The following is a 12,685-nucleotide window of genomic DNA, read 5'->3' on the forward strand; positions in this document are numbered from 1 at the left end:
GATCAACGAGCCCTCACACCGAATTGCGTCGTCAAGGACAGCAGGAAGCGCGGGTCGGGCTTTTGCGCCATCAGCGCCGGCCGGTTCAGCGGCACCGCGACGGTCATGTCGAGCCGGCCGAGCGTGCCATAGGCAAGCCGCACGCCGCCACCGGCGGAGAACAGCTTTTGCGGATTCAGGCCGTTGAAGCTGCTGTCCTTGTTCCAGACCCATGCCGCATCGAAAAAGGCGAAGGGCTGGATGGCAAGCGCCTTGGTATTGGCGGGGACGAACGAGCCGTAGCGGGCCTCGGTCGTCACCGCGACGCCGCTGTCGCCGATCACCGTGCCGGGGTCGAAACCGCGTCCGACGGTGAAATTGCCGCCCGAAAATTCTTCATAGGCGACGAGCGGATCGCTCGCCCATTGCGCGCGCGGGGCCACCGACAGGGTGAATTTGGGCGTCGGTCGCCAGTCGGCCTGTGCGTTGGCGCGCAGCACGAAGGCATCGGGTTTCGCCTCGATCCGGGTCAGCGGAACCGCGCCGGGCAGGAAGCAGGCCGTGCCGCCGGGGCCGCAGTCCTTGCTGGCGCCCAGGAAATCGACGCCCTGGCGCGCTTCGAGCGAGGCGCCGAAGGCCCAGCGCGGCTCGGCCGGCGTGTAGCCGTGCCGGCCCGCGATCGATGCCGGATCGGTCCAGTTGCCATCTATGTGAAGGTTGAAGACGCGCACGCGATCGCGGTTGAGGGGGACGCCGCCGATGGCGATGTCCTGATCGATGATGTCGAGCCCGCCGCCGATCTGAATTCGCTTCGCCTGCGTCAGCACGAGCGGATAGCCGGCGAACAGGCTGATGATCTGCGTATGCGATTTCAGCGGCAGCGTCGCGACATTGGGGCGCGTCCATGCATAGGTATAGCTGCCGCCAAGCCGCAGACCTTCGCCGCCGACACGCATTTCGTGCGACAGTTGCAGCACCTGCTGCTCTTCGAAATCGGCGGTCGAATACAGGCTGACGGTCGTCAGGTCGCCCAAGCCGGTCAGGCCGGCGGCGCGCGCGCGGACCATGCCGCCCCAGCGGCCGACGTCGTGCGACCCGAAATTCTGGATATTGGCGTCGAAAGCGAACGGCGTGCGCGTGACCGTGACCTCGCCGATCACTTCGCCGGGCGCATTGCCGGGACGCAAGGTCAGCCGGGCATCGAGGCCGGGGATGTCGCGCGCGAGCAGCAGATAGCGCTCGGCATCCTCGACATTGAAGATCGGCGCATCGTCGAGACGCGCGAGATAGCGTTGCAGCAGCCGCTCGTTGCTGCCGGCATCGCCGCGCACTTCGACGCGCGCAAGGCGTGCCGAGAGAATGTCAAAGCGGACGATGCCGTCGCTGATTGTCTGAGGCGGGACGCGCACCGCGGCGAGATAGCCCTTGGCGCGCAGCAGCGTCGCGGCGCGGTCGCGAATGTCGCACACGACCGCGATCGGCAGATCCTGGCCGACCTTGTCCGACCAGGCGGGCGCGAGCATGGCGGTGTCGATCCCCGGCGCGGCGGAGAATTCGGCGCTGCGCAGCGTCACGCGGACATTGGCGAATTCGGGCGCGGCGAGGGGGCAGGGGGCGTGTTCGATGCTGTCGTCGGCCGATACGACGCGCTCGCCCGTCGGTGCAATCGGCGGCGGTGCGCTGCGGTCGATTTCCTCGCGCGTCGGGACCGGCGGCGCGCTTTGCGCTGATGCGGCGGCTGGCGCCATCAAGGCGGCGATCGCCACCGAACCGGCGAGCGCCGCAACGAAACCTGTCCTGTCGCCCTTGACCGTCATATTACCCCCAACCCCGAGCGCAGGCGTTTTCGAACGCGCTCCAGCGATCCTGCCGCCCCCACGGGCAGCTAGACCAATTTATCGACCCAAGGAAAGGACTTGCGGCTCTATCCGGCCGCATAGTCTGCAACAAATATCAGACCGGCGCGGCCCCTTCAATGCCCGCCGGCCGTGCGTTCAGCCGCCGCTCTCTTCGGCTTCCGCCATCGTGTCGACGAGCCGGTTGAGCTGCGGCGTGCAGCCCTTTGCCATCAGCGCATCGACCGATGCGTCGGGGGTCGCGGGCACCTCTCCCATCGGCTTGAAGCGGATGGTGACGGGGGCGCTGAGCCCGCCGCCCGACAGGCGATAATCGACATCATATTTGACCGGCATCGCATCGGACGGCCATTTGCGGAAATTGGCGCCGACGACGAAAGCAACGGTCTGCGTCTTGCCGTCCTGCTCGATCTTCAGAAGCTCGTCGGTGTCCATATAGGGGCGCCACAGCATCAGCGTCGCGGGATCGGCGACGCAGAAGGTGCCGGCTTCGCGATAGTCGATGAACCACAGGTTCGGCGCACGCAGTTCGGCGGGCTTGGGTTCGTCGGGACCGCGCGAAAACCCGCCGCGCGATCGCATCGACGGGCCGCTGGCGAGCATCCGCGTCACCGCGCTGCCCATCGTCTGGTTCGACTGGATCGGGCCGCTGGCGCCATAGGTGCCGGGCCCCGACAGGGTGCGCGTCTTGCCGCCCTGCATCAGCACGATCTTGTCGCCCGCCACCAGGGTCAGCTTGTCGCTGGCCTTCAGCTTTGCGCCGGTCGGATATTTGGACGCCGACGGACCGGTCGATCGCACGACCATCGATTGCGCTGCGGCGGTGCCGGCAACCGCGAAGGCAATGGCGGCTGCGGCGGTGGTCAGGCCCAGGCGGCGGGTCCGGAAGTCAGGAAAGGACATAGCTTTCTCCCTTGTCGGTATCGTTCAGGCGTTCGATCAGGAACATGATGGACAAATCCTTACCCCATTCGGCCGCCAATGCTGTGGCGCAGGTCACATAGGCCTTTTTATCGCCCGCCGCATGCGCGGCAACCAGCGCGGCGATCGCGGCGCGCTGATCGGGGCTGAGGTCGGCGCGCGGGGTGAAGACGTCGACCGGCTGCGCCCGCCCGCGCAGCGTCACCCGGCCCATCGGCACCAGATCGTCGCGGCCCGAACGCTCGGCGGCTTCGGCCGAGATGAGGACGCCGGTCTTCAGGCTCTTGTTCGCCGCCTCCAGCCGCGAGGCGGTGTTCATGCTGTCGCCGAGCGCGGTATATTGGATGCGGTCCTCGCCGCCGAAATTGCCGACGATTGCGTCGCCGACGTGCAGGCCGACGCGCGTCATGCCGATCGGCGGCACGCCCTCCGCCATATCGACACGAAAGGCTTCACCCGCCTGGTACATGGCGACCGCCGCCGCCGCGGCGCGCGCGCCATCGTCGGGGCGGCTGATCGGCGCGCCCCAGAAGGCGACGACCGCGTCGCCGACGAACTTGTCGATCGTCCCGCCATGTTCGAGGACGATGTCCGACAGGCGGTCGAGATATTCGTTGAGCAGCCGCGCCACCGTCTCCGGCGTCACCGCATGGCTGAGCTTGGTGAAACCTTCGAGGTCGGTAAAGACGCAATAGATGTTGCGCCGTTCGCCGTGCAGCGAAAGCTGGTCGGGATCGCGCATGATCTGCGCGGCGACATCGACAGGCAGATATTTGCCGAGCGCCGACTGCGCGAAGGCGCGCTGACGCGAGCCGATGGTGCGCGCCGCGGTGCCGACCGCCGCATAGCCGAGCAGCCAGCCGACCGCCCAGCCGAAGGCCGGCAGCGTCGTCGTGTCGATGCCGTGGCGATGCAGCCAGAAAGGGAAGGCGACGAAGAAGGCAAGCTGCCCCAGAAAGGCGAGCGCGACCCAGCGCGCACGCATGTCGATCAGGCTGGTCAGTCCCCCGGCGACGACGACGAGGATGGCCAGCACCCACAGCGACGGCCCCGGCATCGGCGCTGGCCAGTCGCCGTCGAGTTGCTGCGCCAGCATATGCGCATGAACTTCGAGCCCGATCATCGTTTCGTGCAGCCCGGTGATCGGATCGACAAAGCGGCTCATTGGCGTGTTGAACTGGTCGTTGTCGATGATGTCGCCGCCGATCAGGACATAGCGTCCGCGCACCAGCTCGGCGAGGCCGGCGAGCATTTCATCGTCCATCGGCACCGCAAATGTGTCGATCGGGATGTTGGCGAAGACCGGCTCCTCCTGTCCGGCATTAGCGCGGGCGGGCAGGAGGAAGCGGATATTGCCCTGATAATCGGCGTGGGCGGCGTCGACCGGCGTCAGCGCATTCGCCATCAGCGGCGGCAGATTCTTCGGCCGGTCGGGCCAACGGCGGATCACGCCGTCGCCGTCGGTGCGGAACAGGACGCTCGTCGGCCGGGTCTTGTCGGTGCGCACGTCGGCGATGAAGGACTGAAGGAATCTCTGCTGTTCGTAGAAGATGGTGTTCGGATTGCTCGCCTGTTCGGCATAGGCGAGCCATGTCGGCGTCGTCATGGCGCGCAACTGCGTCTTGAGCAGATCGTCGTCGGGGCGCGGCGAATCGAAAGCGATATCGATGCCGATCGCTTTCGCGCCCATGCGGTCGATATTGGCGAGTGCGCGCGCAAGCAGCGTCCGGTCGAGCGGCGAGCGGATGCCGGTATTGAACAGGGTTTCGTCATTATAGGTAATCATGACGATGCGCTGATCCTGCGCGACGTGCGGCGCCATCAGCGTCGCGCGCGCATCGTAGAGCGCGCGTTCGGCATCGTTGACGAGCGGCATGTCCCAGCTGAAGCGCGCGAACAGCGTCGCGACGATCAGGAAGAGGATCGTCGCCGCCATTCGCGACGGGCCGAGCTGCATGACCAGCCGCCGGAGCCGCTTGCGCAGCGGGATCGCCGCCGGGCCGTTGGCGGCCGGCATTGCGTCGGGCGCGGCGTCCGGGGCGATGCTCGCGGTCATCGGGTCAGCGCGCCGCGCGTCCGGTCGAAACTCCGGTGGCAAGGGCGGCTGCGGTCGTCGTGGGGAGGCCGTGCAGCAGCGGCTGCGCACCATCGCCGATGATGGCGAACCCGGCCCAATAATAGGGATGCGAGGTTTGCTGGTCGTTCATCAGCTGGCTTTGCGTCGTCCACAGCGCATCGGCGACGCTTTCGCCCTGAGGGGCCGCGAACAGGCCGCCGATCAGCCGCTTGGTTGCGTCGAAATCGTCGGGCGCCGGCCAGTGGCTTGCGATGACCGAACGCCCACCTGCGCCGATGAACGATCGGACGAGACCGTCGAGCGCGCTGCCGCCGCCGCTGGCGACGCCGGCTTCGCGCGTTGCGGCGACCGAGGCGGCGCCCGCGGTATCGCAGGCCGACAGGATCACCAGGTCGGCATCGAGCTTTAGGTCGAAGATTTCCTGGAACGTGAGCAGGCCGTCCGAATCCTTGTCGCCGAACGAGGTGACGAGTGCGGGGCGCGCCGGGCAGGACGGCTTCGGTGCGGTGACGAGACCGTGGGTTGCAAAATGGATGATGCGATAGTCGCTAAGGTCGCCGCGCTCCTTGACCGCGGTATCGGTGAAGTCGCCGCCGGTGAGCAGGGTCGAGCTGTCGCGCCCGATGGTGCTGCTTGCGGTCACGAGTTCGGCGGCCGAGATCGGACGCGCCCATTGCGAGGCGCTCCACTGGCAGGTGCCGTCGACGCTGTCGCTCGCCGCGCCGCGGGTGCCGAGCGAGGGCAGGATGCCGCCGGCGAGCGGCAGATTTTCACCAAGGCCGAAATATTGCCGCCGCGCGGTCGACGGCGGCGCCTGGCGCGCGTTGCGAAAAGCGAGCGCCGATACTGCGGTGCTCGGCCGGGTCGAGCGCCCGAGCCAGGCGATGCCGCGCATGTCGAAGGGGTCGGCGGCGGGATCATTGACCCGCTGCTCATAGGCGGCGAGCCCGGTGTCGGAGGTGACGAGCAGGTTGACCGGCAGTTTCAGCATCGCGCCATCGGGTTCGAAGACAAGATGCTTGATCGCCGGCAGCCGGTCGGCGGCCGGGCCGAACAGCTGGACATAGAGTTTGCGTGCGGTGGCCGCGTCGAACGGATAAGTGACGCGGCGCCCGTTCTCGACCGTCGAAATCGTCGAGCGGATCGCATCAACGGCGTTTTCTAGGCCGTCGGCGTCGATGTCGGCGCGCCAGAGCTGGGCACTGCCGGGTTCGATCAGCATCGCATAGACGGCGTCGCCGACGACCAGCATCTTCAGATAGGCTTCGTCGGGGCGCAGTACCTGCTGCAATTCGCCGAGATCGAGCTTGCCCGACGATACGACGCGATATTGCGGGAACGCCGACAGCTTGGCGACGGTTTCGGCCTGCTGGAACGACAGATTGTCGATCTGCGTCTTCACATCGGCGAGCCGTGCAACGACCTCGCCGGTCGCGGGGAGCTGGATCAGTCGGGCTTCCTCGATCCGCGCGCGTTCGATGTCGCGATTGAGCGTCGTCGCCTGACGGAACAGCCGGGCGCCGTCGCCGTCGCCGCCCGACAGTTCGCGCGCCAGCACCGCCTGCGTATCGGCGACGCCGGGACGAACCTGGAGCTGGCTGGCGACGAAGAAATCGGCGACGGCGGCGGGATCGGTCGGCGCGCGTGCCGCAAGCAGGCGGTAATAGGGCGCCATGATATTCGCCATGCCGGTCGACGACCGCTGCGTGTCGGCGAGCGCCTTTACCACCGCCTGATAGAGGGCGAGCGCCTCGTTGTCGCGGCCCTGGCGGGTCAGGAAGGCGGCGTAGCGCGCGCGCGCCGAAGCGAGCGCATTGGTTTCGGGATATTCGATCGCGAGCGCATCGACCGATTCGCGGAAGCGCGCATCCGCCGCGCCCATGTCGCCCAGTGCCTCTTCGGTCAGTGCAAGCTCGCCGAGCATCTGCGAACGCAGCCGGACGATCGAAGTGACACGCCCCTGCCGCACGGCCAGCGCGTCAGTCAGACCCTTGAGCTGGAGCTGCTTGGCGGTTTTCGCATCGCCGCGGAGGCGATCGACGGTGCCGAGCAGATGCGTCGCCTGTGCGTCGATGATCTGCGCGCGCTCGAGCGGGCTCAGCCGCTCGCTGTCCGATGTCTGGCGGATGGCGCGGGCGTTGCTACCGCTGTTGACGCCGGCGGTGATCGCAGGGGTTAGCGTGACGCCGCCGTCGGCGGCTTCGATCGATGCGGTGGTCGGCGGCACCGGACGCTGCAGGATTTCGGCGGCGCGCGCATAGTCGCGCTGGTTGAGCGCATCGATCGCCTGAAAATTGCGCCGCAGCCGCAATTGCACCGGGTCGCTCGTCGGGATCGCATCGACTTCGGCGAACAGGCGCGCGGCTTCAGCAAATTCGCCGAGGTTCGATTTCTGGAGCGCGCGGTTAAGCGTGAATTCGCTCGGGTCGATGTCGCCGGTCGACGCATCGTTCCCGGTGCGGCGCGACAGCGCTTCGAAAAATTCGGCCGCTTCGGCATAGTCGCCGCTGTGGTTGCGGCGATAGCCTTCGGCGAGCGCCCGGTCGAGGTCGATCGTCCCGGCGAGCGTGCGCGCGAAGCCTTCGTCGCCGCCGCCAACCGATGTCGTTGCGACCTTGATGACGCCCGGTGCGACCTTGTGCTGGCGGATCGACTGGAGCGCGAGCGTCAGCGCGTCGCCATAAGCGGCAAAGCCTTCGGCGGTGTAGGCGGTCGCGCCGTCCATTTCGATGCGGCTCGCCCATTCGACGCTGCTGCCCTTGATCGTGCAGCGACCGTCGGCGCCGCAGACAATGTTGGGATCGCGCGCCGCCGCCAGCCGCTGCACCGCGTCGGCTTCGCTGGCACGCAGCGCGCGGATATAACCGACGGGCTGGCTCGCGTCGCGGCAGACGATCACCCAGGCGCGGTCGAACATGCCCTTGACGACGGCGTCGCGGACAGTCGCCTGCACTTCGCACAGCGAGCCGCCCTGGCTGCCGATCGAAAAGCTGTCGCGGAGCGTCGGGTCTTCGCCTTGCGCCCAGGCCGGGACAGGCGCCGATGCGGCGAGCAGCGCCAGCAAGGACAGGCGAAACGCAGGTCGTACGGTCATCACGATATTCCCCCAGGGTCACGGCATCGGGCACCTGGCCATCTGGTTGGCGGCAAGGCGCAGTCTGTTGCTGCGGTACGACCCATTCCCGTTGCGGCGGACCCTAAACCCCTTGTGGCGAAAAGGGAAGTGATCTGCCGCACAGGCGGCTTGCGCGCCGGGGCGCGGCCACCTATCTGCCATCCCGACAGGGTCAATTTCCAAAAGAGGGTGAAATGAGCGGATTCGACGATCGTGAACGGGCTTTCGAGGCGAAGTTCGCCCGCGACCAGGAGGTGCAGTTCCGCATCACCGCACGCCGCAATCGCCTGCTCGGCGAATGGGCCGCCGAGCGCATGGGGCTGACGCCCGAGGAAACCGATGCCTATGCCAAGGCGGTCGTGCAGGCCGATTTCGAGGAGGCCGGCGACGAGGATGTGATCCGCAAGCTGGCTGGCGACCTGACCGCCGCCGCGGTCGAGATCAGCGACGCCGAAATCCGCTCGATGCTCAACGAAAAGACGGCCGAGGCGCGCCGCCAGTTCATCGACACGCAGAACTGATCGCGGAATCGGGCAGGACATCCGGCATGGGCATGCGCGAATCCGATTTGCGGGCGATGATCGAGGCGGCGCTTCCCGACGCGGAGGTGACGATCACCGATCTTGCCGGCGACAATGATCATTATGCGGCGCATATCGTCAGCGAATCCTTTCGCGGGTTGAGCCGCGTCGCGCAGCACAAGGCGGTCTATGCCGCGCTCGGCGGGCGCATGGGCGGCGAACTTCACGCCTTGCAATTGACCACCGCCATCCCTTCATAGGGGTATGACCCCAATGCGGCGCGCCCGCGCCCGTGCCGGAGACCTGTTATGACCGAAGCCACTCACGACCGCATTGCCAAGCTGGTCGCCGACAATCCCGTCCTGCTCTTCATGAAGGGCACGCCGCTTTTCCCGCAGTGCGGCTTTTCGTCGCGCGCCATTGCGATGCTCGACCGGCTTGGCGTCGAATATGCCAGCGTCGATGTGCTGCAGGACATGGAAATCCGGCAGGGCATCAAGGAATTTTCGGACTGGCCGACGATCCCCCAGCTCTATGTGAAGGGCGAATTCGTCGGCGGCAGCGATATCATGATGGAAATGTGGGAAGCCGGTGAGCTGCATCAGCTCGTCAACGGTCTTCCCGCGCGCGCCGACTGACATGACGCAGGCCATCGGCTGACCGGCCGGGCCGGCGGTATAGACCGCGCGCCCGGCTCGACCTTGCCTATTGCCAGTCGAACGCAGCGGCGCTTCGCGAAAGGCGAAGCGGTCGAGATGACGCGCGACCGCGCCCTTCAGTGCCTCGAGCTGGCCTTCGGCGCTCGCATCGATGCGAACCGACGGCGCGGCTTCGCCGGCGTCGAAGGTCACCAGCCCGTCGCCGGGCCAGTCCGCTCCGCGCGCGTAGCGCGGAAAGGTGACGGTGCCGTGATCGGCGGTGAAGGCGACCGCCAGATTATGCTGCCAATGCTTGCAAAGCTGCTGCAGATATTTGCTCGCATGCGCCGTGGGGACCTGCGCGGTGGCGGTATGGGTCATCTGAGCCTCCATCAAAGCCGCTCGATCTTCTGTGCCGCTTCGTCGATCCGCGCCACAATCTCGTGGAGCGTGGCTTCGTCGAGCTCGCGGTCGCGCAGCCGGTTCATCAATACGGCACGCAAATTGCCCATCGCCCGGCGCACTGAAGCGCTGTCGGTGCGCTGCTGCTCATCGCCGACTTCCGCCAGCCGCGCCAGCAGTTCGTCGACGAGCGCGGCATTGGCGTCGAGTTCGGCCTGACCCTCCGGCGTGATCGCGAAGAGCTTCTTGGCGCCCTCGCTGTCGGCAGCGGCAATCTGGCCCATGTCGTCGAGCAAGGTGAGGGTAGGGTAGATCACGCCGGGGCTGGGCGCGTAGGCGCCGCGCGTCAGTTCCTCGATCCGCCGGATCAGGTCGTAGCCGTGGCGCGGTTCGTCGGCGATCAGCCGCAACAGGACGAGGCGCAGTTCGCCGCTGTCGAACATCCGGCGACGCCGGCCGCGGCCCTCGTCATCGTGGCCGTGACGGCCGCCAAAGCCGCGCCCGCGGCCGAAGCCGGGTCCGAATCCGCGCCCGCCGTGTCGCATGCCATGGCGCATGCCGCATCCGCGATCGCCTCTATGTCCATGAAAGTGCATGTCTTTATCCTTTAGACTGTTTTTAGATAGCTCTAAGATATATCTTAAATGAAATTGCGCAAGGGGATTTGCGCGATTTTGTGCGCGAACGCCCTGCGGCGGGTCCGGCTATTTTCCTTGACTCGCGGCGGCTCGCCGCTATTAGGCGCCCCCGTGTTGTCAGGGTTCCGATCCTGGCAATTCCGTCCGAGACAGTTGGTGCGGGGGATTTGCTCCGCTTAATTTCCAGCCTAGACGGGGAACAGTCTTTTTCGGTCGCCCGCCTGTATCCAGGCGCCCGCGGCTTGACCGACCCCATCGGACATCGCCACGCAACGGACAGACGGGATGCGTCCTTTCTGGCCTTTGCGTTCGTTAGCCGCCCGGCGGCGCGCCCTGTTGCGCGCATCCGGGCACAGAGTGGAGAAACAGGCATGGATCGTGCTCAAAAAGCCGATGCCGTATCCTCGCTGAACGCTACGCTGTCGAATGCGGCTTCGGTTGTGATCGTTCGCAACCTTGGTCTTACCGTCGCCCAGTCGACGGTGCTTCGCCAGCAGATGCGCGACGCGGGCGCGAGCTTCAAGGTCGCGAAGAACCGCCTGGCCAAGATCGCGCTCGAAGGCACGCCCTACACCGGCATCAGCGATTATCTGACCGGTCCCACGGCTATTGCCGCTTCCACCGATGCGGTGGCGGCTGCGAAGATCGCCGTGGAATTTGCCAAGACCAACGACAAGCTTGAAATCGTTGGCGGCGGCATGGGGGATGTTGTCCTCGACGTGGAAGGCGTGAAGGCGCTCGCTTCGCTGCCGTCGCTCGACGAGCTGCGCGGCACGCTTATCGGCCTGCTTCAGGCTCCGGCCACCAAGGTTGCCCAGATTGCGGCAGCCCCGGCTGGTCAGCTGGCGCGGGTCTTTGGTGCCTATGGCGCCAAGGAAGCGGCATAAACCCTACCTACCCTTACCAATTCACCGGGCTATCCGGGTTCTGATGGAGAATGAAAATGGCTGATCTTGCTAAGATCGTTGAAGACCTGTCGGCGCTGACCGTTCTGGAAGCTGCTGAACTTTCGAAGATGCTCGAAGAAAAGTGGGGCGTTTCGGCCGCCGCTGCTGTCGCTGTTGCCGCTCCGGCTGCTGGCGCTGGCGCTCCGGCTGCTGAAGAAAAGGACGAATTCGACGTCGTCCTGACCGGCGACGGTGGTCAGAAGATCAACGTCATCAAGGAAGTCCGCGCGATCACCGGCCTGGGCCTGGGCGAAGCCAAGGCGCTCGTCGAAGGCGCGCCGAAGGCCGTCAAGGAAGGTGTCAACAAGGCCGAAGCCGAAGACATCAAGAAGAAGCTGGAAGCTGCCGGCGCGACCGTCGAACTCAAGTAAGTTCGCTGTCGTTCGCAGCGGTTGCCGCCGGCTCCCGGCGGAACCATGGCGACAAGAAAAAGGGCGGTGCCTTGCGGCGCCGCCCTTTTTCCTTGCGCGACGAACAAACTTGGCGCGCGCGGCTAGTCAGCCTCTGTCTCAGCCCTTGGCGAAACCGGGGCGCAGGCCCGGGCGCGCGGGGCGGATATCGGGAGGATGCACGTCCTGCTGCGCCGGGGCCGGTTCGGGGCGCTGGGCGATATCCCACGCGCTGGCCGGCTGGCGGCGCATATCCTTCTGTTCAGCGAGCAGCGCATCATAGTCCATCCGTTCGCGGCGGTCATAGAAGCGCGCGCGCTTCAGCCGCTTCTTGAGCGTCAGGAAGGGATTGTCCTCGCTCGGGCCGGCCATGGCCAGCGCCTCATGACGGCCCATGCTGCCGTGCGGCGCGGTGGCGAATGCGGGCGCCGAGCGCGGCTTGGCGGGCGGCACCGTAATGACGGGCGCGCGATAGGCTTCGGGCGCAGGGGCCGCGACCGGACCATCTTCGTAGCGCGTTTCCTCGGCGACACCATCGGTGCGACGGCGGCGCATCAAGGCGAAGGCTGCGCCGCCCGCGAGCAGCAGAGCGGCGGCGCCGCCAGCGATTTCCCAGGGGAAGGCGTCGCCGCCGGCATCGGCGCGCTGCGCGACCATAGGATCTGCGGGTTCGGCGACCGGCGTCGCAAGCGGCGGCGTCAGCGCGCTATCTTCGGCGAGCGTCGATGCGGTTGCGCTAGTCGGTGCGGCCGGTTCGGTTGCCGGGCTTGCCGGGGCGGCCGCGGGCTCGCGGGTCCGCTCGGCCGGCGCGGCTTTCGCCTGACGTTCGGCGCGCGGCGCGGGGAGCGCCTCGGCCTGCGGTTCCGCCACCTTCGGCGTTGCTTCGGTAGCGGGGGGCGCGACGTCGAGCGGCACGCGGATGACCGGCGCAGGTGCGGTCGTCGCAGGCTGCGTCGTCTGCGGAGCCGGTGCGGCGACCGGCGGGACCATCACAACCGGCGGCGCGACGGGTTCGGGCGCCATCGCGGGGGGCGTGGTTTCGGCCGGCGCGGTCTGCGCAAAGGCGGCCGGGGTGGACAGGACCAGGAACGCGGCCATCGCGCTCGTGGCAGGGCGGAGGAGGGGGAGCTTCTTCGTCATAGTGAAAGGAAAACGAACCGCGCGTGAAAAGCGCTGCCAAATGACAGCGCTTTTCACGACGA

The 12,685-nt window shown here is 66.8% G+C and carries 11 protein-coding genes and 1 pseudogene; 5 read left to right on the forward strand and 7 right to left on the reverse strand.

The annotated features are described in order from the left end of the window. Nucleotides 1-2: 2 nt before the first annotated feature. The 4 genes from L0963_RS11490 to L0963_RS11505 all read right to left on the reverse strand — a co-directional run bounded on the left by L0963_RS11490 (nt 3) and on the right by L0963_RS11505 (nt 7,927). Nucleotides 3-1,796: a ShlB/FhaC/HecB family hemolysin secretion/activation protein gene (locus tag L0963_RS11490; protein ID WP_234179634.1), complete on the reverse strand. Its 1,794-nt coding sequence runs from the start codon at nt 1,794-1,796 to the stop codon at nt 3-5. A gap of 177 nt (nt 1,797-1,973) precedes the next feature. After that, entirely contained in the window at nt 1,974-2,738 is a 765-nt protein-coding gene (locus L0963_RS11495; RefSeq protein ID WP_234179637.1) for a hypothetical protein, read from the reverse strand. Beyond that, nucleotides 2,725-4,812: an adenylate/guanylate cyclase domain-containing protein gene (locus L0963_RS11500; protein WP_234179639.1), complete on the reverse strand. Its 2,088-nt coding sequence runs from the start codon at nt 4,810-4,812 to the stop codon at nt 2,725-2,727. The genes L0963_RS11495 and L0963_RS11500 overlap by 14 nt, the downstream gene beginning before the upstream one ends. A gap of 4 nt (nt 4,813-4,816) precedes the next feature. Beyond that, nucleotides 4,817-7,927, reverse strand: a complete 3,111-nt coding sequence (locus L0963_RS11505; RefSeq protein WP_234179641.1) for a CHAT domain-containing protein — start codon at nt 7,925-7,927, stop codon at nt 4,817-4,819. 215 nt (nt 7,928-8,142) lie between these two features. On the opposite strand from L0963_RS11505, the gene L0963_RS11510 reads away from it, so the two are divergent. The 3 genes from L0963_RS11510 to grxD are packed head-to-tail and all read left to right on the forward strand — an operon-like array spanning nt 8,143 to nt 9,107. Beyond that, nucleotides 8,143-8,469, forward strand: coding sequence for a DUF1476 domain-containing protein (locus L0963_RS11510; RefSeq protein WP_003039183.1), 327 nt, complete (start codon nt 8,143-8,145; stop codon nt 8,467-8,469). Nucleotides 8,470-8,495: 26 nt separating this feature from the next. Next, nucleotides 8,496-8,729, forward strand: coding sequence for a BolA/IbaG family iron-sulfur metabolism protein (locus tag L0963_RS11515; RefSeq protein ID WP_062769264.1), 234 nt, complete (start codon nt 8,496-8,498; stop codon nt 8,727-8,729). Between the two features lie 48 nt (nt 8,730-8,777). After that, nucleotides 8,778-9,107, forward strand: a complete 330-nt coding sequence (gene grxD / locus L0963_RS11520) for a Grx4 family monothiol glutaredoxin (protein ID WP_003039178.1) — start codon at nt 8,778-8,780, stop codon at nt 9,105-9,107. A gap of 67 nt (nt 9,108-9,174) precedes the next feature. On the opposite strand, the pseudogene L0963_RS11525 reads toward grxD, so the two are convergent. Both L0963_RS11525 and L0963_RS11530 read right to left on the reverse strand, forming a co-directional pair. Further along, nucleotides 9,175-9,488, reverse strand: a pseudogene (locus tag L0963_RS11525) (DUF2218 domain-containing protein). An 11-nt stretch (nt 9,489-9,499) separates the two neighbouring features. Further along, nucleotides 9,500-10,066, reverse strand: a complete 567-nt coding sequence (locus tag L0963_RS11530) for a PadR family transcriptional regulator (RefSeq protein WP_442800563.1) — start codon at nt 10,064-10,066, stop codon at nt 9,500-9,502. Nucleotides 10,067-10,518: 452 nt separating this feature from the next. On the opposite strand from L0963_RS11530, the gene rplJ reads away from it, so the two are divergent. Further along, nucleotides 10,519-11,034, forward strand: a complete 516-nt coding sequence (rplJ, locus tag L0963_RS11535; RefSeq protein ID WP_003039169.1) for a 50S ribosomal protein L10 — start codon at nt 10,519-10,521, stop codon at nt 11,032-11,034. A 56-nt stretch (nt 11,035-11,090) separates the two neighbouring features. Continuing rightward, nucleotides 11,091-11,465: a 50S ribosomal protein L7/L12 gene (gene rplL, locus L0963_RS11540; RefSeq protein ID WP_003039166.1), complete on the forward strand. Its 375-nt coding sequence runs from the start codon at nt 11,091-11,093 to the stop codon at nt 11,463-11,465. 138 nt (nt 11,466-11,603) lie between these two features. On the opposite strand, the gene L0963_RS11545 is transcribed toward rplL, so the two are convergent. Next, complete coding sequence (locus L0963_RS11545; protein WP_234179646.1) at nt 11,604-12,623, reverse strand: hypothetical protein; 1,020 nt, start codon at nt 12,621-12,623, stop codon at nt 11,604-11,606. Between the last annotated feature and the right edge of the window lie 62 nt (nt 12,624-12,685).

The sequence above is a fragment of the Sphingopyxis sp. NFH-91 genome, from assembly GCF_021401285.1.
Lineage (GTDB): Bacteria > Pseudomonadota > Alphaproteobacteria > Sphingomonadales > Sphingomonadaceae > Sphingopyxis > Sphingopyxis terrae_A.